Consider the following 23,657-nt stretch of genomic DNA (forward strand, 5'->3'; position numbering starts at 1 on the left):
CGGCAGTAAAGTGCCGCCCGTGAACGAGACTCCCGCCGATGCCTCCCGCGGGCGGCACGCCAAGCCGCCGTCCGAGCTGTCCGTCCGCTGGAACCGGATGATCGCGGCGGCGTCCGGGCGGCGGCGGCTCGCGGCGGCGGGCGCGGGCGGGGCGTCCCTGGCGGTCGTGGCCGCGCTCGCCGCGCTGGCCTTCACCGGCGGCGGTTCCGGGAACGCGCCAAGGGCGGCGGCCGCCGCGCACACCGCACGGTCGGCGCCGTCCTCCGCCGGCGCGACGCTCGCCGCGGCCGGCGATTCCGGCGACCCCGACGAGCTGTCCTCCGACGCCCTGCCCTACCTCCGCGCCAAGGACCCCGGCGGCGGGATCGTCAAGCACGTCACCGACATCCGGCGCAGCGGCACCTTCGTCCGCGTCTACACCGACCTCGGCGAGGACGACGAGAACTCCAAGCCCGCGGTCTCGCTGTGCGAGTGGACGGTCGGCTACCTCGAGGACGGCGGCGACGACGAGCCGCGCGTCTTCGTGCACGGCAAGAGCAGCGACAACGGCAGCGTCGTCCTCGCCAACAAGCAGAGCGACTCCGACGACTGCAAGGTCCCCGACACGCCCTGAGAGCCGCCCGTTCCGGGCCGTCAGGCGAACGCGCCCGCGGTCACTCGGCGGGTTCGAGGGTGAGCGACACCGAGTTGATGCAGTACCGGTCGTCGGTCGGGGTGGCGTAGCCCTCCCCGTGGAACACGTGGCCGAGGTGGGAGTCGCAGACGGCACAGCGCACCTCCGTGCGGACCATGCCGAGCGAGCGGTCCTCGATCAGGGTGACCGCGTCGGAGTCGGACGGGGCGTAGAACGACGGCCAGCCGCAGTGGCTCTCGAACTTGGTCTCGGACCGGAACAGCTCCGTCCCGCAGGCGCGGCACCGGTACACCCCGACCGTCTTGGTGTCGGTGTACTCGCCGGTGAAGGGCTTCTCGGTGCCCGCTTCGCGGAGCACGCGGAACTCCTCGGGGCTGAGCTGGGCCCGCCACTCTTCCTCGCTCTTGCGGATCTTCTCCATACTCCGACGGTACCCGGCCGAGGCGCGCCCTGAGACTGTCGTGACCGTGGGTTAACGTGCCGTTATGGCCTCGCCCTTCATCGAGATCCCGGTAGGGGATCGGCTCGTCAAGGTGACCAATCCCGACAAGGTCTACTTCCCCGAGCACGGGTACACCAAGCGGCAGCTCGTGGAGTACTACATCGCCGTGGGGGAGGGCATCCTGCGGGCCACCCGCGACCGGCCCACCACCCTGGAGCGGTGGCCGGCCGGCGTCTTCGAGGGCGCCAAGATGGCCACGCGCGAGGACTACGCGCGCGGCCAGGCGGGTTTCGGCGCCGGCAAGTCCGACGCGTTCTACCAGAAGCGCATCCCCAAGGGCGCGCCCGACTGGGTCGAGACGTCGCGGATCGCGTTCCCCAGCGGCCGGTTCGCCGACGAGGTCCGCCCGACCGAGGTCGCGGTGATCGCCTGGGCCGCGAACCTCGGCACGCTGACGTTCCACCCGTGGCCCGTCCGGGACGGCGACGTCGACCATCCCGACGAGCTGCGCATCGACCTCGACCCGCAGCCGGGGACCGACTTCTCCGACGCCGTCCGGGTCGCGCTCGGCCCGGCCCGCGACCTGCTGTCGGAGCTCGGCATGACGGGGTTCGTGAAGACCTCCGGCAAGGGCGGCGTGCACATCTACGTGCGGATCGAGCCGCGCTGGACGTTCACCGAGGTGCGCCGGGCGGCGCTGGCGTTCGGCCGCGAGGTGGAGCGCCGCGTCCCCAAGGAGGTCACCACGCGGTGGTGGAAGGAGGAGCGGGGCGAGCAGATCTTCATCGACTTCAATCAGAACGCCCGCGACCGGACGATCGCGTCGGCCTACAGCGTCCGGCCGGCCCCGCACGCGCCCGTCTCGGCGCCGGTGACCTGGGACGAGCTGGCCGACGCCGATCCGCGCGACTTCACGATCGCGACCATGCCCCAGCGGTTCGCCGAGGTCGGCGACCTGCACGCGGCGATCGACGACGAGGTGTTCACCCTGGACGGGCTGCTGGAGCTGGCCGACCGCGACGAGCGCGACCACGGCCTCGGTGACATGCCGTATCCGCCCAACTACCCGAAGATGCCGGGCGAGCCCAAGCGGGTGCAGCCCAGCAAGGACACCGGCAAGCCGTCCTGACCCGGGGAATTTCCGGCGCCGCCGGTGACTTTCTTGATCGACATCGTTGCGACGACCCGGAAGGCGGCCCCCATGCCCGAGCACACCCCGGCGGGATCCGTGTTGACCGTCCGCTACCTCGGCGGGCCGACGGCGCTGCTGGAGATCGGCGGTGTGCGGCTGCTGGCCGACCCGACGTTCGACGCGCCCGGCGAGCACCCGGTCGGCGACCGGGCGCTGACCAAGACGATGGGCGCGGTCGCCGCGCCGGACGAGATCGGCCCGGTCGACGCGGTGCTGCTCTCGCACGACCAGCACCCCGACAACCTCGACGACGGCGGCCGCGCCTACGTGGAGCGGGCGCCGCTGACCCTGTCCACGGAGGCGGCGGCCGGGCGGCTCGGCGGGACCGTCCGGGCGCTGCCGAACTGGGAGCACGTCGAACTGCCCCGTCCCGGCGGGGGCGCGCTGCGGATCACCGGCGTGCCGGCGCAGCACGGCCCGGACGGCACCGAGCACCTGACCGGGCCCGTCACGGGGTTCGTGCTGACCGGCGACGGGCTGCCCGCCACCTACGTGAGCGGCGACAACGCCTCGCTGGACGTGGTGCGGGAGATCGCCGGCCGGCTCGGGCCGTTCGACGTGGCGCTGCTGTTCGCCGGGGCCGCCCGGACGCCGCTGCTGGACGGCGACCTGACGCTCGGCAGCGCCGCGGCGGCCGAGGCCGCCGGGATCCTCGGCGCGCGGGACGTCGTGCCGCTGCACTTCGAGGGCTGGGCGCACTTCTCGCAGGGCCGCGACACCCTGGCGGAGCCGTTCGCCGCGTTCTCCGGCGGGTTCCATCTCCTCGAGCCGGGCCAGACGGTCACGCTGTAGCGGGCTATCTGGACATAGTCCGAGGTAAGGGTAGATTTCCGCCATGCAGCGTGTGGCGGCGGTCGTCCCGCGGGTGGCGCAGGCCGTCATCGCGATCGTGACGATCGGGTTCTTCTTCGGCGGGTTCGTCGGGATCATGACGTCGGACTCGGCGCCCTCCCGGCGCGCCGTCCCGCTGGTCCTGCTCGCCGCGCTGCTCGCGCTGCACCTTCGCAACTGCGTGCGGCGGCTGGACGGCGGGCGGCCCGCCGGGTGGCCGTGGACCCTCGCCGCGCAGGCCGTCCTGACGTTCGTCCCGATGATCTGGTACTCGTCGACCTGGTACGGCAACGTCGGGTTCCTGTGCGGCGCGGTGCTGCTGCTCGTGCGCCCCGGACGGCTCGCCTGGGCCGGGTTCGGCGCGGTGCTCGCCGCGGACCTGCCGCTGTCGCTGGCCGAACGCCCCACGGTCGCCGAGGCCCTGTACTTCCTCATCGGGCAGGCCGCGTTCGTCGGCGTCGCCGTCTACGGCATGGCGCGGCTGGCCGACCTGGTCGCCGCGCTGGAGGACACCCTCCAGGTGCTGCCCGCCGCGCGGGTCGCGCAGGAGCGGCTGGCGTTCACCCGGCGGCTGCAGGAGAACATCGGCGTCGCGCTGGCCGGCGCGATCGAGCGCGGCGAGCACGCCCTCACGCTGATCGGGGCGCGTCCGGCCGAGGCGCGCGACCTGCTGGACGACGGGGTGCGCGGGGCGCGGACCGCGCTCGCCACGACCCGCCGCGTCGCCCACGAGTACCTCGCCCGGCTGGACGAACCGGCCGAGCCGGCGCGGGCGCGGACCGTCGCCGGGGACCTCACCACCCGCCGGGTCGCGGTGCTGGGCGCCGCGGCGCTCGCGCTGATGATCGTCCCGTATCCGCTGCGGTTCCTGGCGCGCGGCGACCGCGCCGCGTGGCAGGCGGCGCTGTTCGTGCTGCTCCTCGCCGCGTACGCCGTGCTGTACGTGTACGGGTGCCTGCGGGCGTACGGGCGCCCGCTCGGCGCGGTGCGGCGGTACGGGATCCTCGCCGGGCTGGCCGTCCTGACGTTCGCGCCGATGCCGTTCTACGGGCCGACGACCTGGGCCGTCCTGCCGTTCCTGCCGGGCGCGGCGGCGGTGCTGCTCGGGCCGCGGCTGCGGTGGCCGGCCGCCGCCGTGCTGGTCTGCCAGGACGTCCCGTTCGGCATCTGGGGCACCGCGCACTGGGGCACCGTCTACTTCGTCGTCTGGACGGCCGAACGCGCGGCCCTGGTGTACGGCATCGCGCGGATGGCCGGGTTCATCCGGGCGCTGCGGGACGCGCGGGAGGAGATGGCCGCCGCCGCGGTCGCGCAGGAGCGGCTGCGGTTCTCCCGGGACCTGCACGACCTGCTCGGATACAGCCTGTCCACGGTCGTGGTGAAGAACGAGGTGGCCGCCCGGCTGGCGGCGTCCCGGCCGGACGAGGCGCGCCGGCAGCTCGTCGAGGCGGTCGGCATGTCCCGCCAGGCGCTCGCCGACATGACCGGCGTGACCAGCGGCTACCGGGACATGTCCGTCGCGGCGGAGGCCGGGGCGGCGCGCACCACGCTCGCCGCGGTGGGCATCGAGGTCGCGCACGCGGTGGACGTCCCGGACCTGCCGGCGGACCTGGACACCGTCCTCGCCACCGTGCTGCGCGAGGGGGTCACGAACATCCTGCGGCACAGCCGCGCCACCCGCTGCACGATCGAGGCGGCCGTCGTCGACGGCGTCGCCCGGCTGCGGCTCACCAACGACGGGGTCGGCGGGCCGCCCGCCGCACCGGCGGCGGAGCGCGCGGAGCCGGGCGGGATCGGGCTGCCCAGCCTGGCCGAGCGGGTGGCGGCCCGGGGCGGCGTGCTGACGGCGGAGCGGACCGGCGGCGGCTTCGCCCTGACCGTGGAGGCGCCGGTCCACCTGGAGCACCCCGCCGAGACCGCGACGCGCTGACGCCTCGGGCGGGCGGACGCGGTGAGGCCGCCGTCCCCGGTGAGCGGGGGCGGCGGCCTCGGTGGTTCCGGCGCGGCGTCAGTACAGCGTGCGCTCCTGCCGCGGCAGGGTCACGTGCGACGGCCCGGTCCAGGCGGCCTTCGGCTCGGGGACGTCGAGCGCGCCCGTCCCGTCCTGCCCGGCGACGACCGGGAACCGGATCGAGCCGGCCGACAGGTCCACCGTGACCGTGGCGCCGGTCGGCGTCTCGGTGGTGTTGTCGGCGTCGGTCCCGGCGAGGACCAGCGCGAGGCGGTGGCCCTTCTTGAGCAGGTACTCCTGGCTGAGCGTCTGCCAGCGGACGCTGTAGTACCTCCCGGGCGTGACCGGCTTCGGGTCGCTGAGCGACGCGGCGTTCTGCACGTCGAGCCAGCCGCGGCCGACCACGTTCACGTCCGAGGTGATCGTGGAGACCTTCGTCCGCTTGTAGCAGGCGTCGTCGGCCGGGGTGCTCTCACCGTGGCAGTCCTCGGTGCCCAGCGTCGTGATGCCGGAGCCGTCGCCGAGGTAGTCGACGCGGGTGTCGGTGCCGTAGTCGACCAGCAGCGCGGTCACGTTGGCGGTCGGCTTGTCCAGCTTCACCGACAGCCGCACGTCCGGGGTCCCGGACAGCCGGCCCGCCTGCCGCAGCGGTCCCGACACGAACGCGAGCCGGAACGGCTTCGCGGCGGTCGGGTCCGACACCATGTCGCCCTCGGTGTAGCCGGCGTTGCGCGGGCCGGCGGCGTCGGTGAACGAGGCGGTCGCGCCCTCCGGCGCGCGCTGGTCGCCGAGCGAGCCGTCCGCGCGGGGACGCAGGATCGTGGTCCGCGCGTCCTTCGCGGGCCAGTCCGGCTGCGTGATCCACTGGTCCGGGCCGACCTCGATGTCCGCGCGCGGCTGCTTCAGCACGTCGTTGGGGACCTTCATCAGCTCGTGGTCGAACCACTTGTGCAGCGTGTTCACCCAGTCGTCGCGGCGGATGTCGAACGGGTCGACATGGCCGCGCTGGTGCAGCCACACCTTCCGGGTGATGCCGCGCTGCGCGAGCGCCTGCCACCACTGCGCGAACTGGTTGTCCTTGACGTTCAGGTCGTTGACGCCGTGGACCGCGAAGATGCTCGCGTGCACCGCGCCGACGTGCGTGACGGACCCGCGCAGGTAGTTCGCCGTCTTCCAGTACGCGTTGTAGTTCCCCGTCGCGTCGTCCTCGCCCTCGTCGAGGCCGGCGTTGACGGCGGCGCACTTGGCGGGCGGGTCGGTGTCGACGGTGTCGGCGAGGCCCGGCTGCTCGTCCGTCCAGTACTTCACGCCGTTCATGCGGCTGTAGTCGTACCAGCTGCTGATCGCGGAGATCGGGACGATCGTGTCGAGGCCCTGCACGCCGGTCGCGGCGACGCCGTTGGCGAGCGTCCCGTCGTACGACTTGCCGATCATGCCCGTATGACCCGTCGTCCAGGTCGCCTCGACCGGCGTGCCGTCCGCCCTGAACGCCTTCGCGCGGCCGTTCAGCCAGTCGATGACGGCCTTGCCGCCGAGCACGTCGGTCGGGCCGCCGCTGACCGGGCAGCCGTCGGAGCGGGTCGTGCCGTCCATGTCCACCGCGAGGAACGCGTAGCCGCGCGGGACGAAGTAGTTGTCGTAGAACAGCGGGAACTTCACCGGGTTCCCGCCGGCGTCGTAGGTCTTGCGCTCGCTCTCGTTGCCGCGCCCGAGGTTGTCGTAGTACGGGCTCTCGTCCATGATGACCGGCACCTTGAGGCCCTGCTCGGTCTCCTTGGGCCGGATGATGTCGACGTTGATGCGGTCCGGCTTGCCGTCCCGGTCGCCGTCGACGCTCGACTGGACGTACACGTGCTCGCGGATCGCGTCCTTGTAGGAGAAGACCGGCTGGGTCACGCCGTCCTTCACCACGATCTTGGGGACGGTCCGGGCCATGGCCGTCGCGCCGCCGCCCGCGATCGCGACCGCCGCTCCGGTGAGCACGACAAGCGTCGCTGTCCGCCGGGCCCGTCTCCGGGCGCGCCGGCCCCCCCCCCCCCCCCGCTGGCGTCGGAATGATCCCGCCGGGGCCACAGGGTCCTCGCCGTGCGGTGCCGGGTAAAGGGCACCGCACGACGAACTCCGGCCGGATTTGGGCACGAATTGCCCTTGTGCCCGGGGGCGTCGCTAGCCGGCCTTCGCGCGGTTCACCGCGGCCAGCACCGCTTGCACGGACGCGGTGAGGACGGACGTGTCGCGCCCCGCGCCCCAGCACGTCACGCCGTCCACCCGGCACTCGGCATAGGCGACCGCGGGGGAGTCGTGGCCCGATTCGGTCGAGTGCTCGACGTACTGCAGCACGTCCACCTTCACGCCGGCGGCCGCGAGCGCGTCGGCGAGCGCCGCCAGCGGGCCGTTGCCCGAACCGGTGTACTCCTGCTCGCGGCCGTCCACCCGCAGCACGCCGGTGAAATCGTGCCGGCCGGGCCCGGTGTGGGACGTCCGCCACCCGGTGAGCGCGACCGGGCCCGCCCGGTCGACGTACTCGGCGCGAAACAGCTCCCACAGCTCGGCGGCGGTGATCTCCTCGCCGCTGCCGTCCGTCGCCTCCTGAACGACCCGCGAGAACTCGATCTGCAGGCGGCGCGGCAGCTCCAGCCCGTACCCGGTGCGCAGCAGGTAGGCGATGCCGCCCTTGCCGGACTGGCTGTTCACCCGGATGACCGCCTCGTAGCCGCGTCCCACGTCGGCCGGGTCGATCGGCAGGTACGGCACCTCCCACGGCGCCTCCTCCGCCGGGACGCCCAGCTCGGCGGCCCGCGCGGCGTGGTGCGCCATCCCCTTGGAGATCGCGTCCTGGTGGGTGCCGGAGAACGCGGTGTACACCAGGTCGCCGCCGTACGGGTGCCGCTCGTGGACGGGCAGCCGGTTGCAGTGCTCGACCGTGCGGCGGATCTCGTCGATGTCGGCGAAGTCGACCCGCGGGTCCACGCCCTGCGCGTGCAGGTTCAGCGCGAGCGTGACCAGGTCGACGTTCCCGGTCCGCTCGCCGTTGCCGAACAGGCAGCCCTCGACCCGCTGCGCGCCCGCGAGCACCGCCAGCTCCGCGCACGCCACGCCCGTCCCGCGGTCGTTGTGCGGATGCACCGACAGGATCACCGCGTCCCGCCGGGCGACGTTGCGGTGCATGAACTCGATCTGGTCGGCGTACACGTTCGGCGTGGCGATCTCGACCGTCGCCGGGAGGTTCAGGATCACCGGCCGGTCGGCGCAGGCGTCCCACAGCCCGGTGACCGCGTCGCACACCTCCAGCGCGTACTCCGGCTCGGTGAAGTTGAACGTCTCGGGCGAGAACTCGAACCGCACGCCCGGCCGGTCCCCGGCGAGCCGCGCGACGTCCGCCGCGCCGTCCAGGATCAGCGCGCGGACCCCGTCCCGGTCCTGCCGCAGCACCACCTCGCGCCACGCGGGCCCGGTCGCGGTGTACAGGTGGACGACCGCGCGCGGCATGCCCTCGATGGACGCGAACGTCCGCTCGATCAGGTCGCGGCGCGCGGGCGTGAACACCACGGGCGTGACGTCGTCCGGGATCCCGGACGCCGCCAGGTGCCGGACGAAGTCGAAGTCGGTCCGGCTCGCCGCCGGGTAGCCGACCTCGATCTCCTTGAACCCCATGGTCACGAAGAGGTCGAACATGCGGCGCTTGCGGGCCGGGTCCATCGGCTCGGCCAGCGCCTGGTTGCCGTCGCGCAGGTCGACCGGCACCCACAGCGGCGCCTGCTCGATGCGCCGCGACGGCCAGGTCCGCTCGACCTCGGGCACGGGCGACGGGACCCGGTCGTGCACGGACCGGTACCGGTGGAACGGCATGGCGCTGCCGCGCTGCGGGTTCCAGAAGGGCGCGCCGTCGGCCACGGGGCCGGACGGGGTGCGCAATGTGGGAAAGGTAGTGGGCTCGATCATGGCGGTGGTCCTCGCTGGTAGCCGGACGACCGGCAGCGCCGGACCCCGCGGCGGGGTGCCGGTCGAATCAGGCCCCGCCGCGGCGACCGAGAAGAAGACCCTGCCACGACATCAGCTCAAGATCGTAGACCATCGCGCCGAGCGCCGGCGCCCGGGCTACTCGCCAGGTGACGGGGTGACGAAGGTGCCACGGCCGCGCACAGCCCGCAGGAGCCCTTCGGCACGCAGGGTGGAGATGGCGCGACGGACGGTCGGGCGGGACACGTCGAACTCGTCGCAGAGTGCTTCCTCGCTCGGAATGCGCCGATTAGCGGGGTATGTGCCGTCCTCGATGCGGGCGCGCAGGACCCCGGCGATCTGCTGCCAGAGCGGATCCGGGCCGTCGAGGTCAACCGTCATGATCCACGCAGTAGGTGACCTGCGACAATGGCTAACTACTGACAACAACTTACAACTTGTCTTAGGGTTCGTGGCATGACGACTCACATTCCGCCGGCCCGGGCGCAGGCGGCCCTCGGCGCTCTCATGCATCGCCTTGACGCCTACCGGCTCGATGTTCGGCTGAAGGCCGAGGGACTCCAGGTGTCCAACCCGTATGCGGACGGCTGCTGCGACGACAACCCGGAGCCCTCCGACACCATCACCTGCCGCCCGCGCGCCGACGACGGCGGGCGCTTCTGGTTCGCCCACTCTTGGGGGGAATGGATCGCTGAAGCCGACCGTGTCATCGACGCCGCCGTCGTCATCGCGAGCAGGCTCGGCGCGATCTAATGCCGCGGCAGCCGAGCGGTTGCGTCGGACGCGCCGCCCTCGTGGAGGCGATCCGCGCCGGCGACCCCCGAACCGCCGGCCGCATCATCACCACCGAACTCACCCAGACCCTCACCCGGCTGCGACGATCCCGCTGAGCAGCGGGGGCAGCTCACCGTCGTGGACGATCGTCAGGCGGCGGGTCGGGCGGGTGAGGGCCACGTAGAGGTCCTGGCCGCCCTTCGCCGACTCGGCGAGGATGCCCGCCGGGTCGACGACGATCACCGAGTCGAACTCCAGGCCCTTGGCCTCCTCCGCGGTCAGCACGACCGCGGGCGAGTCGAGGGCCTCGGGCGTGGCGCCGACGGCGGCGTCCGGCAGGACGGCGCGGACCGGCGCGTGCCGGGCCGCCGACGTGATCACTGCGAGGCGGCCCTCGCCGCCGTCGCCGAACCCGGCCAGCTCGGCCGCGACGAGGCCGGGCAGGCCGGCGACGGGCAGTGCGAGGGCGCGGGGCGGCGGGCCGTCGTCGCGGACGGGCTCGGGCGGCGTCTGGTTCGGGGCGACGGCGGCGAGGACGCGGGACGCGACCCGCATGATGGCGGCCGGGGTGCGGTAGTTGACCATGAGGCGCTGCTCGCGCCACCGGCCCGGGACGTAGCGGTCGAGCATCTGCCCCCAGGACGCCGCGCCCGCCGCGCTGCCGGTCTGCGCGATGTCGCCGACGACGGTGAGGGAGCGGGTCGGGACGCGGCGCATCACCGTCCGCCAGGCCATCTCCGACAGCTCCTGCGCCTCGTCCACGATGACGTGGCCGTAGGCCCACTGGCGGTCGGCCATCGCGCGCTGCGCGGTGGTGAGCGGCGGGCCGGCGTCGCCGTGCCGCTCCGCCAGCTCGCTCGCGGAGATCAGGTCGCCGATGGGGATCATGTTGGTGCCGCCGGTCGACTCCATCACCTCGGCGGCGTAGCGCGCCTCCTCGGCGCGGGCCGCGTCGGCGGCGCGCCGGCGGGCCCGCTCGGCGGAGTCGTCCACGCCCAGCAGCTCGGCGGCCTCGTCCAGCAGGGGGACGTCCTGCACCGTCCACGGCGAGCCGGCCGGGCGGTGCAGGAGGGCGCAGTCGGGGAGGCCGGCCTGGGCGCCGACGCGGGCGAGGGCCTCCGGGGAGGCGAAGAGGTCGGTGAGGAGGCGCTCCGGCGTCAGCTCGGGCCACAGGCCGTCCAGGGCGTCGCGGACGACCGGCTCCTGCCAGAGGGCCTCCTTGGCCAGGCGGAGGTCCGTCTCGTCGAGGAGCGGCCCGTCCTCGGACTCGTCGATGAGCTCCTGCAGCCAGGCCGGGTACCCGCCGGGGCCGGCGAGCTCCTCCAGCGGCTCGTCCATGATGCGGTCGTACTGCTCGGCCCGGTTCACGGCGAGGGCCTCCAGCATGTCGTGGACGAACCGGCGCCGCTGGACGTTGTGGGGGAGGTACAGGGCGCGGGCGCGGTCGCGGATCTGCTCGCACTTCTCCGCGTCGACGACGAGCGTGAGGCCGTCGGTGTCGACCCGCAGGCCGCCGGAGGGCGCGCGCTGCCGGTCGTGGACCGCCGCCCGCACGAGGCCGGCCATGCGCAGGTCGCCCTTGAGGACGGCGACCTCCGGGGCGTCCTTCGCGGTCGCCTTGAGCCCGGGGTGCAGCTCGCCGACCGTGGCGAGGACGACGTCGGTCTCGCCGAGGCCGGGCAGCACCTGCTCGATGTAGCGCAGGAACGTCGCGTTCGGGCCGACGATCAGCACCCCGCGGCGTTCCAGCACGTCGCGGTGGGTGTAGAGGAGGTAGGCGGCGCGGTGCAGCGCGGCGACGGTCTTGCCGGTGCCGGGGCCGCCCTGCACGACGAGCACGCCCTGCAGGCCCGAGCGGATGACCTGGTCCTGCTCCTCCTGGATGGTCGCGACGACGTCGCTCATCCGGCCCGTCCGGCCGCGGCGCAGGGTGGCCAGCAGCGCCGCCTCCCCGACGATGCCGCGGCGCTCGGCCTCGTCCAGCCCGTCGAGGTCGAACACCTCGTCGTCCAGCCGGACGACCTCGCGGTGCCGCAGGTGCAGGTGGCGGCGGCGGGCGAGGGTGCCGGGCGCGCCCGGCGTCGCGGTGTAGAACGGGCGGGCCGCCGCGGCGCGCCAGTCGATCAGCATCGGCTCGTGCTCGGCGTCGCGCAGCCCGATCCGGCCGATGTAGAAGGTGTCGCCGGGGCCGTCGGCGCCGCCCCGGTGGTCGATGCGGCCGAAGCACAGGCCGTGCTCCACGCCGCTGAGCCGGGCCAGCCGGCGCGCGGCCTCCTCGGTGGCGACGGCGCTCTCCACCCTGGCCTGCAGCACGCTGCCGCCGCCCGCGGCCGGACCCTGCCGCAGCGCCGCCTCGGCCTTGGCGCGCTCCTCGTCGAGCCGCTCGTACAGGCGCGTCACGTACTCCTGCTCGGTGCGCACGGCGGCCCGGCGGGCGGCCTCCGCGTCGGCGGGCTTGACAGGTACCGCTTGACGATGTCCCATGCTTCGGCTACACTCCTATTCATAGGATGCGGTTTTTTGTGCGCAATTCGTAAGCCGCCAGCGTAGCATCCCGTCCCCGCGCACGCGTGCGCGACCGCAAAAGATCATCTCTGTTGCGGTGCACGTCACCTGCGCGGTGCCTCGCGGCCACCGGCCGCGAAGAGGCTTTCCGGCGATCACCCCGGAAACCTCCGAAAGGTCACCGCCCCCATGGCCGCACTCGCACGCCCCCTGAGCAGGAGATCATTCCTCGTCGCCGGCGGCCTGACGGCCGGCGCCCTCGCCGTCCCCGGCATCGCCGAAGCCGCCGCCCCCCGGCTGCGCACCGCCGCGCCCGGCGACCCCTTCACCCTCGGCGTCGCGTCCGGCGACCCCGCCCCCGACGGTTTCGTCCTGTGGACGCGGCTCGCCCTCGACCCGCACGCCGAGGACGGCCTCGGCGGCATGCCGTCCAAGCCCGTCGAGCTGAGGTGGGAGGTCGCCACCGACGAGCGGTTCAAGCGGATCGAGCGGCGCGGCACCGCCACCGCCCGCCCCGAGGCGGCGCACTCCGTGCACGTCGAGCTCAAGGGCCTGCGCCACGGACGCGACTACTGGTACCGCTTCCGCGCCGGCAGCCACGTCTCACCGGTCGGCCGCGCCCTCACCGCCCCCCGCACCGACTCGTTCGGCCCCGCCCTGACCATGGCCTTCGTCTCGTGCGCCCAGTACGAGCACGGCTACTTCACCTCCTACCGGCGCCTCGCCGAGGAGCACCCCGACCTGGTCCTGCACCTCGGCGACTACCAGTACGAGTACAAGAAGGGCGTGTACGTCGCGCCCGGCGGCAACGTCCGCGACGCCGACGGCCCCGAGACCGTCACGCTGGCGAACTACCGGCTGCGGCACGCCCAGTACAAGTCCGACACCGACCTGCAGGCCGCGCACGCCGCCGCGCCGTGGCTCGTCGTCTTCGACGACCACGAGGTCGAGAACAACTGGGCCGGCTACATCCCCGAGTCCGGCTCCGACACCCCGACCTACGAGGAGTTCCGCGCCCGCCGCGCCGCCGCGTTCCAGGCCTACTACGAGAACATGCCGCTGCGCCGCTCGTCGATCCCGCACGGCCCCGACATCCAGATCTACCGGCGGGTCCGGTGGGGCAAGCTCGCCAACTTCCACATGCTCGACACCCGCCAGTTCCGCGACGACCAGGGCTGCGGCGACGGCTACAAGGACTGCCCCGAGGCCACCGACCCCAAGCGCAGCATCACCGGCGACGCGCAGGAGAAGTGGCTGATCGACGGGTTCCGCAGGTCGGACGCCCGGTGGGACGTCATCGGCCAGCAGGTCTTCTTCGCCCAGCGCGACAACACCGCCGGGCCCGTCAAGAAGACCTCGATGGACGCCTGGGACGGCTACGTCGCCTCCCGCGACCGCATCACCAAGGGCTGGGTGGACGCCGGCGTCCGCAACCCCGTCGTGCTCACCGGCGACGTCCACGCCCACTGGGCGAGCGACCTCAAGACGAACTACGACGACCCGGACTCGGCGACGGTCGGCGCCGAGCTCGTCTGCTCGTCGATCAGCACCACCGGCGACGGCGCCGACTCCGACCCCGCGAGCCACCCCTACCTGGCGATCAACCCGCACCTGAAGTTCTACAACAACCAGCGCGGGTACGTGCTGACGAAGATCGGCAAGGAGGAGATGAAGGCCGACTTCAAGACGGTCGCGTCCGTCCGGACGCCGGGCTCCCCGGTGTCGACCAAGGCGACCTTCGTCATCGAGGACCGCGTCCCCGGCGTCAAGCAGACCTACCTGCGCCCCTACGCCGCCACGAAGCTGGCCGCCGAGTCGGACCAGACCATCATCGACCAGACCATCCGCAACGAGACCCAGCCCTGACCCGGGCCCGGCTCCCGCGCCGGCTCACCGGTCGGCGCGGGGGCTGGTCGCCGGGCCGTTGAAGATATCGTCCAGGTCGTAGGCAACCGGCATTTCGAGCTGCTCGTAGGTGCAGGACTTCGGCGTCCGGTCGGGGCGCCAGTTGCGGAACCGGGCGGTGTGCCGGAACCGGTTGCCCTCCATCGCCTCGTACGCCACCTCGACGACCAGCTCGGGGCGCACCGCTACCCAGCTCAGGTCCTTCTTGCCCGTCCAGCGTGAGACGGCGCCGGGCATGCGGTCGGCGGTCGCCTCGGACTGCCGCGCCCACTCCGCCCACGGATGCCCGGACAGGTCCTCCATCCGGTACGGCTCTAGCTCCTCGACCAGCTCGGCGCGGCGCTTCATGGAGAACGACGCCGCCACGCCCACGTGCTGCAGGTTGCCCTCGGCGTTGTACAGGCCGAGCAGCAGCGACCCGACGATCGGCCCGGACTTGTGCCAGCGGAACCCCGCCACCACGCAGTCGCACGTGCGCTCGTGCTTGACCTTGAACAGCACCCGCTTGTCGGGCTGGTACTCGGTGTCGCGCGGCTTGGCGACCACCCCGTCCAGGCCGGCGCCCTCGAACTCGTCGAACCAGCGCAGCGCCAGCTCGTAGGAGTCGGACGCGGGCGTCACGTGGATCGGCGCCTTCACCCCGGCCAGCGTCTCCACCAGCCGCCGGCGGCGCTCGCCGAGCGGCGTCTCCAGCAGCGACTCGTCGCCGAGCGCCAGCAGGTCGAAGGCGACGAACGAGGCGGGCGTCTGCTGCGACAGCAGCGTGATCCGCGACGCGGCCGGATGGATGCGCTGCTGCAGGGTGTCGAAGTCGAGCCGGGTGCCGCGCGGCAGGACGATCTCGCCGTCCACCACGCACCGCTCGGGCAGCTCCCGCTTCACCGCCTCGACGACCTCGGGGAAGTACCGGGTCAGCGGCTTCTCGCCGCGGCTGGACAGCTCCACCTCGTCGCCGTCGCGGAACACGATGCAGCGGAAGCCGTCCCACTTCGGCTCGTAGAGCAGGTCGCCCTGGGGCATGGTCTTGACGGCCTTGGCCAGCATCGGCGGCAGCGGCGGGCTGATCGGCAGGTCCATGCCCACCATCTTGCGCCCTGCCACCGACAAAACGGCGCACCGGAGGCCGATAACCTCCAGGTCATGCGCCGCCTGCTGCCCGGGCCCACCGATGAGGACGTCGATCCGTACGATGCGTACGGCGACGCGCCGGGACTGCGGCTCGGCATGGTGATGAGCGCCGACGGGTCGGTCACCGACGCCGAGGGCTGGACCGACGGCCTCGGCGGCGCCGCCGACTTCCGGGTGTTCCGGACGCTCCGGGCGCTCGCCGGAGCGATCCTCGTGGGCGCCGCGACGGCCCGCACCGGGCGCCTCGGTCCCGCCCGCCTACGGCCGGACCTGCGCGCGCGCCGGGGCGGCCCGCCCGCGCCCATCGCCGTGGTGAGCCGCTCCCTCGACCTCGACTGGACGCTCCCGCTGTTCACCGAAGCGGAGACACCGACGATCGTGGTGACGACGGAGCGCGCGCGGGACGCCGTCCCGCCGGGGATCAAGGTGGTCACGGCCGGAGACGACGACGTCGACCTCCCCGAAGCGCTGCGAATCCTGCGCGAGGACCTCGGCCACGAGCACCTGCTCTGCGAGGGCGGTCCAGCACTGGCCACCGCGCTCATCCGGGCGTCGCTGGTGGACGAGCTGTGCCTCAACATCGCGCCCGCGCTTCTCGGCAGCCCGCGCCACACCCGGCTGCTCGGTGTCCTGGACGCCGAGGTGCCCGTCGAGCCCGCGGCCGTCTACCTGGACGAGGGCGTCCTGTTCGTCCGTTACCGGCTGCGCGTGTAGCGCAGGAACAGGAAGCCGTCCTCCTCCAGCGCGTGCCCGAGGCGGAACTCCGCGGGGACGGGAAGCGGCGGGCCGTTCAGGATCCGCGCCGGGTGCCCGGCGAGCAGCATCGGGCTCAGCGTCAGGCACAGCTCGTCCAGCAGCCCGGCCGCCGTGATCTGCGCCAGCACCCCGGGGCCGCCCTCGCACAGCAGCCGCCGGAAGCCGCGCGCCGCCAGCTTCCGGACGGCTACGGCGAAGTCGAGCGCGCCCTCGCCCGCGACGATGACGTCCGCGCGCTCCTTCGCCAGGCGCAGCCGCGCCGGGTCGGCGGTCGCGGTGGTCAGCACGATCGTCGGGACGGCGGCCTCGGTGAACAGCGGCGCGTCGAAGTCCAGGTCGAGGGTGCGGGAGACGACCGCGAGCGGCGGCACCGGCGGCCGGCCGTCGCGCACCGCGCCCCAGCTCTCGCGCGGCTTGACCGGCCCGTACCCCTCGGCGCGGACGGTCCGCGCGCCGACGATCACCGCGTCGGCGAGCCCCCGCAGCAGCAGGAACAGCTCCTGGTCGGCGGGGTTGCCGAGGCCGCCGCTGCGCTCGTCGCGCTGCGCCGCCCCGTCGAGGCCGGCGACCATGTTCGCGCGCAGCCACGTCCCCCCGCCCGGCGGGTAGGCGTAGCGCTCGGCGAGGTCGACGGGGTCGGAGGAGGGCGTCAGGGTGCGCATAGAAGTCACAAGTTACTGCACCGCGGGCAAGGGCGACCTGACCGTTCCGCTTACTCAGCGTACGGCAATATGCACGAATCCGTCATGGCGCGGCGGTCGGCACGCGACACTTGGGGCGGGGACGGACCGCAGAACTGCACCGAAAGGAGCGGGAGGTGGAGTTCGCCGCACTCGCCGCGTGGGTCCTCGCCGCCACGGCCGGCGGCCACCTGTTGGTCAAATGGCTGACGAGCGGGGGGCGGGGCACGAAAGTGACCCGGTTCCCGGTGCTGGTGGTGACCGGGCATCCGCTGGCCGCCGCCGCCGGCCTCTGCGTCTGGATCGGCTACCTGGAGACCGGGCGCGCCGCGTTCGCCTGGGTCGCGTTCGCCGCGCTGCTGGTCGTCATCCTGCAGGGGTTCATGCTGCTGACGCGCTGGCTCGTCGGGGGAGGCCGGCACGCCCGCGGCCGCGACCAGACGTTCCCGGCCGCCGCCGTCGCCTTCCACGGCGTGATCGCCGTCGCGACGTTCGTCCTGGTCTTCCTCACCGCCATGGAGGTGAGCCGAACATGAGACAGCCGGACCGCACCTGACCCCGCCCCGGGCCGGCCCCGGGTCAGCCGCGCTTCAGGACGGTGAGGGAGCGGGCGGGGACGGCGACCTCGTCGCGGGCCTTGACGCGCGGGCGCTCGCCCACGGCGGCCGGATCGGCGGTGTCGAGGACGCACTCCCAGCGCTCGCCGTACTCGGCGCCGGGCAGGGCGAACTCGACGGCGTCCGATCCGGCGTTGACCAGCAGCAGGAACGAGTCGTCGCGGACGCGGCGGCCGCGCTGGTCGGGCTCGGTGATGGCGTCGCCGTTGAGGAACACGCCGAGCGACTTGGCGAACCCGACGTTCCAGTCCTCGTCCGTCATGCTCTCGCCGGCGGGCGTCAGCCAGGCGATGTCGGCGGCGGCGCCCGTCCCGGTGCCGGTGAAGAAGCGGCGGCGCCGGAACACCGGATGGTCGTGGCGCAGGCGCGCCAGGATCCGGATGAACTCCATGTCGCCGGGCTCGTCCCAGTGCACCCAGGCGAGTTCGTTGTCCTGGCAGTAGGCGTTGTTGTTGCCGCGCTGGGTGCGGCCCAGCTCGTCGCCGTGCAGCAGCATCGGGACGCCCTGCGACAGGAACAGCGTCGCGAGGTAGTTGCGACGCTGGCGGGCCCGCAGGTCGAGGACGCCCTGGTCGCGGGTCGGGCCCTCGTGCCCGCAGTTCCACGACCGGTTGTCGTCGGTGCCGTCGCGGTTGGACTCGCCGTTGGCCTCGTTGTGCTTGTGGTCATAGGAGACCAGGTCGGCCAGCGTGAAACCGTCGTGGCACGTGACGAAGTTGATGGACGCGAACGGGCGGCGCGCGCTGTGCTCGTACAGGTCCGACGAGCCGGTCAGCCGGGACGCGAACTCCGGCATCGTCGCGTACGAGCCGCGCCAGAAGTCGCGGACGGTGTCGCGGTACTTGCCGTTCCACTCCGTCCACAGCGGCGGGAAGTTGCCGACCTGGTAGCCGCCCTCGCCGACGTCCCACGGCTCGGCGATCAGCTTGACCTGCGAGACGACCGGGTCCTGCTGGACGAGGTCGAAGAACGCGGCGAGCCGGTCGACGTCGTGCAGCTCGCGGGCCAGCGCCGAGGCGAGGTCGAACCGGAACCCGTCGACGTGCATCTCCAGGATCCAGTAGCGCAGCGAGTCCATGATGAGCTGCAGCGCGTGCGGGTTGCGGACGTTGAGGGAGTTGCCGCAGCCGGTGTAGTCGAGGTGGTAGCGCTTGTCGTCGTCGCGGAGCCGGTAGTAGGACGCGTTGTCGATGCCGCGGAACGACAGCGTCGGCCCGAGGTGGTCGCCCTCGGCGGTGTGGTTGTAGACGACGTCCAGGATGACCTCGATGCCCGCCTCGTGCAGGGCGCGGACCATCGCCTTGAACTCCAGCACCTGCTCGCCGGCCTGCCCGGACGCGCTGTAGGCGTTGTGCGGGGCGAAGAACCCGATCGTGTTGTAGCCCCAGTAGTTGTCCAGGCCGCGCGCCACGAGCGCGTGCTCGGGGATCGACTGGTGGACCGGCATCAGCTCGACGGCCGTCACGCCGAGGTCGACCAGATGGTCGACCATCACCGGGTGCCCGAGGCCCGCGTAGGTGCCGCGCTGCTCCTCCGGGATGCCCGGGTGCAGCTTCGTCAGCCCCTTGACGTGCGCCTCGTAGATCACGCTCTCGTGGTAAGGAACGCGCGGCGCCCGGTCGTCGCCCCAGTCGAAGAACGGGTTCACCACGACGTTCTTCGGCATGTACGGGGCGCTGTCGTCCTCGTTCAGCGCGTCCGGCTCGTTGAGCGCGTCCGGGGCGTCGAACCGGTAGGAGAACAGCGACTCGTGCCAGCGGACGCCGCCCTCCACGGCCTTGCCGTACGGGTCGAGCAGCAGCTTCGCGGGGTTGCAGCGGTGCCCGTCGCGCGGGCTGAACGGCCCGTGCACCCGGTAGCCGTAGCGCTGCCCGGGACCGACGCCGGGCAGGTACCCGTGCCAGACGAACCCGTCCACCTCGGGCAGCTCGCGGCGGGTCTCGGTCCCGTCGGCGTCGAACAGGCACAGCTCGACCCGCCGGGCCACCTCCGAGAACAGCGCGAAGTTCGTGCCGGTGCCGTCCCAGGTGGCGCCCAGCGGGTACGGATCCCCGGGCCAGACCTCAGGCATGTGCTCCCTCTCGTCGACCGACCGGTGCCGCCTGCCCCGCAGCGCGTTCCCCGTCGATTCTGGCCTACTCCCGCCTTGCCCGCCCGCCACGGCCCGATATCAGAGTGTCACGGCCGTCCGCTCATCTGTCGGTTCCGGGCGCGGTGTCACCGAGCAGGGCGCCCAAGGCGCTGGCATGCATTTCGCGTGCCGCTCGCAGCATGCCGGCATGCACACCGATCTTCTCGTCGAGCGCGTCGAGGAGGCCGACGATCTCCCTCTGGCGTTCGATGGGCGGGACGAGCACGGGAAGCTCGCGGACCTTCCGGATGCTGATCGTGGGCAGCACGGTGGCTGTGGCGGACCGGCGGACCCACTGGACCACCTGCGGGTGGCTCAGGTAGTGCATCAGGTAGCTGGGCAGGATCCGATCACCAGGACGCAGAAGCACGCAGCCGCTTGCGAACAGCCAACCTGTGTGCCGTTCGCGTGCCGGCGCCACGCGGTCGATGGTTCCGGTGCGCACGCACACGACGTCGCCCGGCATCAATCGGTATTGCGGCATCGATGCCGCGAACTCCGCCGTGGTGCGCTGAAGATCTTCGTCGACGATGCGACGGTTCCGGATCTGCTTCGCGGTGACCACAGGGACGCCCTCGCCGTCGTCGGTGGCGGGGATCTTCGATGGTCCGGGCTGTACGGCGCACAGCGTGTCGAGCGGGGCTCGGAGCCATTCGTTGTGCTGGGTGCCTTCCTCGAGGCCCTGCGCGACCAGTTCGCCTGCGAGCGCCATCACCTCATCATCGATGCGCCTGCCGGATAGGGTGAGTCGAGCGACGTACGCGACCGAGGCCCTGAAACGCTCGGCGGCCTCGTCTTGGTCGATCACGGTGCTGCCCGGGACCAGGAATTGCCCCGGGTTGAGGGAGTAGTTCGCGTCGCGGAGTTCTTCCAAGCCGACCTCGCGCCTCGGAACCTCAAGGTCGCCCATGACCTTGTCCGCGTGCCACCCACGAAAGATCCGGACGATCTCGGGGAAGTCGCCTTCCGCGGCATCGCCGGCGTCGATGAGGAGAACACCCGGAGTGGGGCGGCGGCGCTTTTCGAGTACCCAGATGGTGACCGGGAGAAAGGTGGATTCGTGACGATGAGATCATAGAGTTCGCCGGGTTCGGCCGGGTGGCGCAGATCGTCCAGGGCGTCAGATGAGAGTTGCGCAGGGATGCCGTGCAACGCGAGGTTGACGCCGGCCCAAAGTGCGGGCCTCGATGACAGCGCTCGTCCTATCACCGGCCCCGCGGCCCTTGGTTCGAGCGATGCGGTCGCCACTAGCAGATCGCCGGAACCGCAGCAGGGGTCGAGAATCCGGTCGCCCGGAGTCGGGGACGCGATTCCGGCCACGACTTCAGCCACTGACCGGGGCGTGCGGAACTCCCCGCCCCGGTGGCCCTCCTGGCGCACGATCTCATCGTTTTTTGTTAACCCTTGCTGGAGGGCAGCCGCCAGATCGTCTCGCCGTCGGCGGTCTCGGCGGTGGGGCGCAGCCCGAGCCGGGACGCGACGGCCGCCGACGCCCGGTTGGCCGGGTGGATCGCGGCGGTCAGCGCGGCGATGCCGTGCCCGGTGAGCCAGCCGGCCAGCGCGCGGGCGGCCTCGGTCGCGAAGCCGAATCCCTGGTAGGGCATGCCGATCACCCAGGCGAGCGCGGCCTGCGGTCCGCCGGGGGCAGGGGTGACGGTCGCCTGGAGGTAGCCGACGGCCTGCCCGTCGCGGGCGCGGCGGACGATCCAGTTGAGCCAGTACTCCTGATGGAAGGGGGCGGGCCCGGCGACGAGGTGTTCGTAGCGGGCGCGGAGCTCGTCGAGGGTGAGGGGCTCGCCGCCGATGTAGGCGTGCAGGCGCGGGTCGTCGAGGACGGGGGCCATCTCGTCGGCGTGGTGGACGGCCAGCGGCTCCAGGACGAGGCGCTGGGTCCGGATGGTCTCGGCGATCGGCCCGTACACCCGCCGATCGTAAGCCCTGCCCGGCACGCCGTGCCCGATCTGCTGGGCAAGATCCGCCGCGCCCCGTTCCCGGACGCCGGCCCGGGTCAGCCGTGGCCGGCGGCGTGGCGGCGCGTCCAGGCGCCGGGCGGATGCTGGGTGGGGGCGAGCCACAGCCACGGCTGGGAGTGCCGGAACGGCAGCTCCGTGCCGGGCTGCCAGGGGAACAGGCCCTCGCCGTTCGGCCAGACGACCTGCAGGAACGGCAGCGGCGGGCGGCGGTAGAACGCGACGGCGCCGCGGAACAGCCCGTCGTACCAGCGCGGGTCGACGGCGCGGAACGCGGCGGTCTGGCCGCGGACGGCGCCTTCGCGGCGCTCGCCGTCGGCGGGCGGGCGGCCCTCCGCCGCCTCCCGGCCGAGGGCGTTGAGCACCTCCTCGGTCTCGTACACGTCGCCGCCGAACATCGCCAGCTCGGGCGCGCGGTGGGTGTGCCACAGCCCGATGGTGTACGCCCAGCCGGGGCCGTCGGCGTCGGGCTGGACGAGGACGACGCTCCACCCGTACTGGGTGATGTGCACGATGGTGCGGAGCTGGAAGTTGTCGAGCCGGTCGCGGTCGCCGTAGTCGCGGCAGATCACGCAGGTGCATGAGGGGCGACCGTCGGACATGCAAGCAAGCTTACGATCATTTCGCCCGCCGTTCCGCCCGCGCGGGGGCGAACCGGCGGCGGTCCCCGCTACGCGTTCAGCCGAGGACCGGCAGGGTGAGCCGCCGGGGTCGGCGGGCCCGGTCCGGACGGTGACCGGCAGGACGCTCCGGTTGCCCAGGTAGGACAGGTCGCTGGAGGCGATGGCGACGCGCAGCCGGTGACCCCCTCCGCCGCGTCCCGCGGGTCACGTCCGCTTGGCGTACCGCTGACCCGGACGACGGATTCGCGGCCCCGGCCATGCGCGCGCATGACGAAATCCTCACCCGTTGGGGAAATACATTAATCGGGGTTCCGCCAATACCGCGGCCGCCGAGCATCTACTATTCTTCGAACTGACCAATAAACGGAACGGAGACGGCTCATGGCGCAGAAGGTCCAGGTCTCACTGGTGGATGACCTCGATGGCGGAGCGGCGGTGGAAACGGTCTCCTTCGCCCTTGACGGCAGGGCGTACGAGATCGACCTGAACAAGAAGAACGCGGCGAAGTTGCGCAAGGTCATCGCGCCCTACCGGGACAGCGCCCGCAAGGTCCGCCCGGCCGGCCGCAAGACCGCGACGCGCACCGCGAGCAACCGCGAGCGCAGCGCGGAGATCCGCGACTGGGCCAGGTCGGCGGGCATCCCGGTCAACGACCGCGGCCGCATCCCGGCGAACGTCGTCCAGCAGTACGAGGCCGCGCACTGAACACCGTTCCCGGCCACCGCGGATCCGTCCGAAGGCGCTGCGCGCGCCCTTTCCGGCGACCGCGTCCGGAACGGTTTCCGCCGCCGGACGCCCGCCAAAGGAACTGCGGCCGGGCGCTCCTTCGGCACGGGAAGTGACGGCCGCCGCATTGCCCGCCGAAGAGCCGGGACCGCGGCGCCGAGAGCAATCAATCGCCGAGCGGGCGATCCGCCGCCGCGCACGTCGCCCGCCGCGCGCGGGCGGGCATGCCCGCGCCTGAGTGCGGCCGTTTCGCCATCGGTCGCGCGGTCGCGCGAATGGGCCGCTGCCCGGCCCGCGGAGGGGCCGGGAACGCCTGACCGCCGGAGGAGCGCCGCGGGTGCCGCTCAGGCGGGCGGGAGGACCCGGGTGAGCAGGTCGGCGACCGTGATCGCGCCGATCATCGGGGCGTCGGTGCTGCGCGGGTCGCCGGAGACCGCGACGACCGGGCTGCGCGCGGCGGCCATCACGCTGGCGATCTCCATGACGGTGGCGTCGGCGTCCACCACGGGCGGCGGCGTCCGGTTCGCGGGCAGCAGGTCGGCGACGCGCTTGCCGGCGAGCCGCTCGCACAGCCGGTCGGCGTGCCCCTCGTCGTAGGCGCGGGCGAGCGCCGGGTCGTCCCGCACGTACTGCGGGATGAGCGCGCCGAGCAGCTGCGAGCCGGGCAGCACGGCCTTCGGGCGGCGCCGGTCGTCCACCACGATCAGCCCCAGCAGCCGGTGCTCGGCCAGCAGGCGGGCGGCGTCCAGCGCGCTGGTGTCCGCGGTGACGGTGGGGTGGTCCACGGCGAGTTCTCCGGCGCGCACACCCCGACCGTAGCAGGGGCGCGTTC

At 72.9% G+C, this 23,657-nt stretch carries 22 protein-coding genes; 9 read left to right on the forward strand and 13 right to left on the reverse strand.

Annotation, left to right across the window (positions count from 1 at the left end):
- The first annotated feature begins 19 nt into the window (after positions 1 to 19).
- Entirely contained in the window at positions 20 to 613 is a 594-nt protein-coding gene (locus F8568_RS23910; protein ID WP_151595919.1) for a hypothetical protein, read from the forward strand.
- A 40-nt stretch (positions 614 to 653) separates the two neighbouring features.
- Here F8568_RS23910 and msrB read toward each other — a convergent pair whose 3' ends face one another.
- A complete protein-coding gene (gene msrB / locus F8568_RS23915) occupies positions 654 to 1,055 on the reverse strand; it encodes a peptide-methionine (R)-S-oxide reductase MsrB (protein WP_151595920.1) in 402 nt (133 codons plus the stop codon).
- A gap of 64 nt (positions 1,056 to 1,119) precedes the next feature.
- Between msrB and F8568_RS23920 the strand changes: the two genes are divergently transcribed.
- The 3 genes from F8568_RS23920 (at position 1,120) to F8568_RS23930 (ending at position 5,029) form a co-directional block, all read left to right on the forward strand.
- Complete coding sequence (locus F8568_RS23920; protein WP_151595921.1) at positions 1,120 to 2,205, forward strand: DNA polymerase domain-containing protein; 1,086 nt, start codon at positions 1,120 to 1,122, stop codon at positions 2,203 to 2,205.
- Between the two features lie 72 nt (positions 2,206 to 2,277).
- Positions 2,278 to 3,060 (forward strand): MBL fold metallo-hydrolase, encoded by a 783-nt coding sequence (locus tag F8568_RS23925; RefSeq protein ID WP_151595922.1) that lies wholly within the window; start codon positions 2,278 to 2,280, stop codon positions 3,058 to 3,060.
- Between the two features lie 43 nt (positions 3,061 to 3,103).
- Entirely contained in the window at positions 3,104 to 5,029 is a 1,926-nt protein-coding gene (locus F8568_RS23930) for a sensor histidine kinase (RefSeq protein ID WP_151595923.1), read from the forward strand.
- A gap of 78 nt (positions 5,030 to 5,107) precedes the next feature.
- Here the strand turns inward: F8568_RS23930 and F8568_RS23935 are convergent, their stop codons facing one another.
- From F8568_RS23935 to F8568_RS23945, 3 genes are all read right to left on the reverse strand, one after another.
- Complete coding sequence (locus F8568_RS23935) at positions 5,108 to 7,189, reverse strand: Xaa-Pro dipeptidyl-peptidase (protein ID WP_328600996.1); 2,082 nt, start codon at positions 7,187 to 7,189, stop codon at positions 5,108 to 5,110.
- Between the two features lie 27 nt (positions 7,190 to 7,216).
- Positions 7,217 to 8,899, reverse strand: coding sequence for a 2-isopropylmalate synthase (gene leuA, locus F8568_RS23940; RefSeq protein ID WP_151596027.1), 1,683 nt, complete (start codon positions 8,897 to 8,899; stop codon positions 7,217 to 7,219).
- 249 nt (positions 8,900 to 9,148) lie between these two features.
- The gene (locus tag F8568_RS23945) at positions 9,149 to 9,391 is read right to left on the reverse strand and encodes a GntR family transcriptional regulator (RefSeq protein WP_151595925.1); all 243 of its coding nucleotides are present in this window, start codon (positions 9,389 to 9,391) and stop codon (positions 9,149 to 9,151) included.
- 75 nt (positions 9,392 to 9,466) lie between these two features.
- On the opposite strand from F8568_RS23945, the gene F8568_RS23950 reads away from it, so the two are divergent.
- Positions 9,467 to 9,763 carry a hypothetical protein gene (locus tag F8568_RS23950; RefSeq protein ID WP_151595926.1) on the forward strand — a complete coding sequence of 99 codons (297 nt, stop codon included), beginning with the start codon at positions 9,467 to 9,469 and terminating at the stop codon, positions 9,761 to 9,763.
- Positions 9,764 to 9,874: 111 nt separating this feature from the next.
- Here the strand turns inward: F8568_RS23950 and F8568_RS23955 are convergent, their stop codons facing one another.
- Complete coding sequence (locus F8568_RS23955) at positions 9,875 to 12,268, reverse strand: HelD family protein (RefSeq protein ID WP_151595927.1); 2,394 nt, start codon at positions 12,266 to 12,268, stop codon at positions 9,875 to 9,877.
- A 210-nt stretch (positions 12,269 to 12,478) separates the two neighbouring features.
- Between F8568_RS23955 and F8568_RS23960 the strand changes: the two genes are divergently transcribed.
- Positions 12,479 to 14,155, forward strand: coding sequence for an alkaline phosphatase D family protein (locus tag F8568_RS23960; RefSeq protein ID WP_151595928.1), 1,677 nt, complete (start codon positions 12,479 to 12,481; stop codon positions 14,153 to 14,155).
- Positions 14,156 to 14,179: 24 nt separating this feature from the next.
- Here F8568_RS23960 and F8568_RS23965 read toward each other — a convergent pair whose 3' ends face one another.
- A complete protein-coding gene (locus tag F8568_RS23965) occupies positions 14,180 to 15,271 on the reverse strand; it encodes an ATP-dependent DNA ligase (RefSeq protein WP_151595929.1) in 1,092 nt (363 codons plus the stop codon).
- A gap of 63 nt (positions 15,272 to 15,334) precedes the next feature.
- Here F8568_RS23965 and F8568_RS23970 point away from each other — a divergent pair, with 63 nt between their 5' ends.
- Positions 15,335 to 16,036, forward strand: coding sequence for a dihydrofolate reductase family protein (locus tag F8568_RS23970; RefSeq protein WP_151595930.1), 702 nt, complete (start codon positions 15,335 to 15,337; stop codon positions 16,034 to 16,036).
- On the opposite strand, the gene F8568_RS23975 is transcribed toward F8568_RS23970, so the two are convergent.
- Positions 16,018 to 16,740 carry a pyrimidine reductase family protein gene (locus tag F8568_RS23975; protein ID WP_151595931.1) on the reverse strand — a complete coding sequence of 241 codons (723 nt, stop codon included), beginning with the start codon at positions 16,738 to 16,740 and terminating at the stop codon, positions 16,018 to 16,020. The two genes, F8568_RS23970 and F8568_RS23975, sit on opposite strands and share 19 nt — an antisense overlap.
- 155 nt (positions 16,741 to 16,895) lie before the next feature.
- Here F8568_RS23975 and F8568_RS23980 point away from each other — a divergent pair, with 155 nt between their 5' ends.
- On the forward strand, positions 16,896 to 17,294 hold the full coding sequence (locus tag F8568_RS23980) for a hypothetical protein (RefSeq protein WP_151595932.1): 399 nt from the start codon (positions 16,896 to 16,898) through the stop codon (positions 17,292 to 17,294).
- A gap of 43 nt (positions 17,295 to 17,337) precedes the next feature.
- Here F8568_RS23980 and glgX read toward each other — a convergent pair whose 3' ends face one another.
- From glgX to F8568_RS24005, 5 genes are all read right to left on the reverse strand, one after another.
- Positions 17,338 to 19,446: a glycogen debranching protein GlgX gene (glgX, locus tag F8568_RS23985; protein WP_151595933.1), complete on the reverse strand. Its 2,109-nt coding sequence runs from the start codon at positions 19,444 to 19,446 to the stop codon at positions 17,338 to 17,340.
- A gap of 121 nt (positions 19,447 to 19,567) precedes the next feature.
- On the reverse strand, positions 19,568 to 20,416 hold the full coding sequence (locus F8568_RS23990) for a restriction endonuclease subunit S (RefSeq protein WP_151595934.1): 849 nt from the start codon (positions 20,414 to 20,416) through the stop codon (positions 19,568 to 19,570).
- A complete protein-coding gene (locus F8568_RS51125) occupies positions 20,311 to 20,886 on the reverse strand; it encodes an N-6 DNA methylase (protein WP_160573735.1) in 576 nt (191 codons plus the stop codon). Before F8568_RS51125 ends, F8568_RS23990 begins: the two co-directional genes overlap by 106 nt.
- 17 nt (positions 20,887 to 20,903) lie before the next feature.
- Entirely contained in the window at positions 20,904 to 21,428 is a 525-nt protein-coding gene (locus tag F8568_RS24000; protein WP_151595935.1) for a GNAT family N-acetyltransferase, read from the reverse strand.
- A gap of 86 nt (positions 21,429 to 21,514) precedes the next feature.
- A complete protein-coding gene (locus F8568_RS24005; RefSeq protein WP_151595936.1) occupies positions 21,515 to 22,078 on the reverse strand; it encodes a DUF4262 domain-containing protein in 564 nt (187 codons plus the stop codon).
- 402 nt (positions 22,079 to 22,480) lie between these two features.
- Between F8568_RS24005 and F8568_RS24010 the strand changes: the two genes are divergently transcribed.
- Positions 22,481 to 22,804, forward strand: coding sequence for a histone-like nucleoid-structuring protein Lsr2 (locus F8568_RS24010; protein WP_151595937.1), 324 nt, complete (start codon positions 22,481 to 22,483; stop codon positions 22,802 to 22,804).
- Positions 22,805 to 23,169: 365 nt separating this feature from the next.
- Here F8568_RS24010 and F8568_RS24015 read toward each other — a convergent pair whose 3' ends face one another.
- A complete protein-coding gene (locus F8568_RS24015; protein ID WP_151595938.1) occupies positions 23,170 to 23,631 on the reverse strand; it encodes a CBS domain-containing protein in 462 nt (153 codons plus the stop codon).
- Positions 23,632 to 23,657: the final 26 nt, after the last annotated feature.

The organism is Actinomadura physcomitrii, from assembly GCF_008923205.2.
GTDB classification, from domain to species: domain Bacteria; phylum Actinomycetota; class Actinomycetes; order Streptosporangiales; family Streptosporangiaceae; genus Spirillospora; species Spirillospora physcomitrii.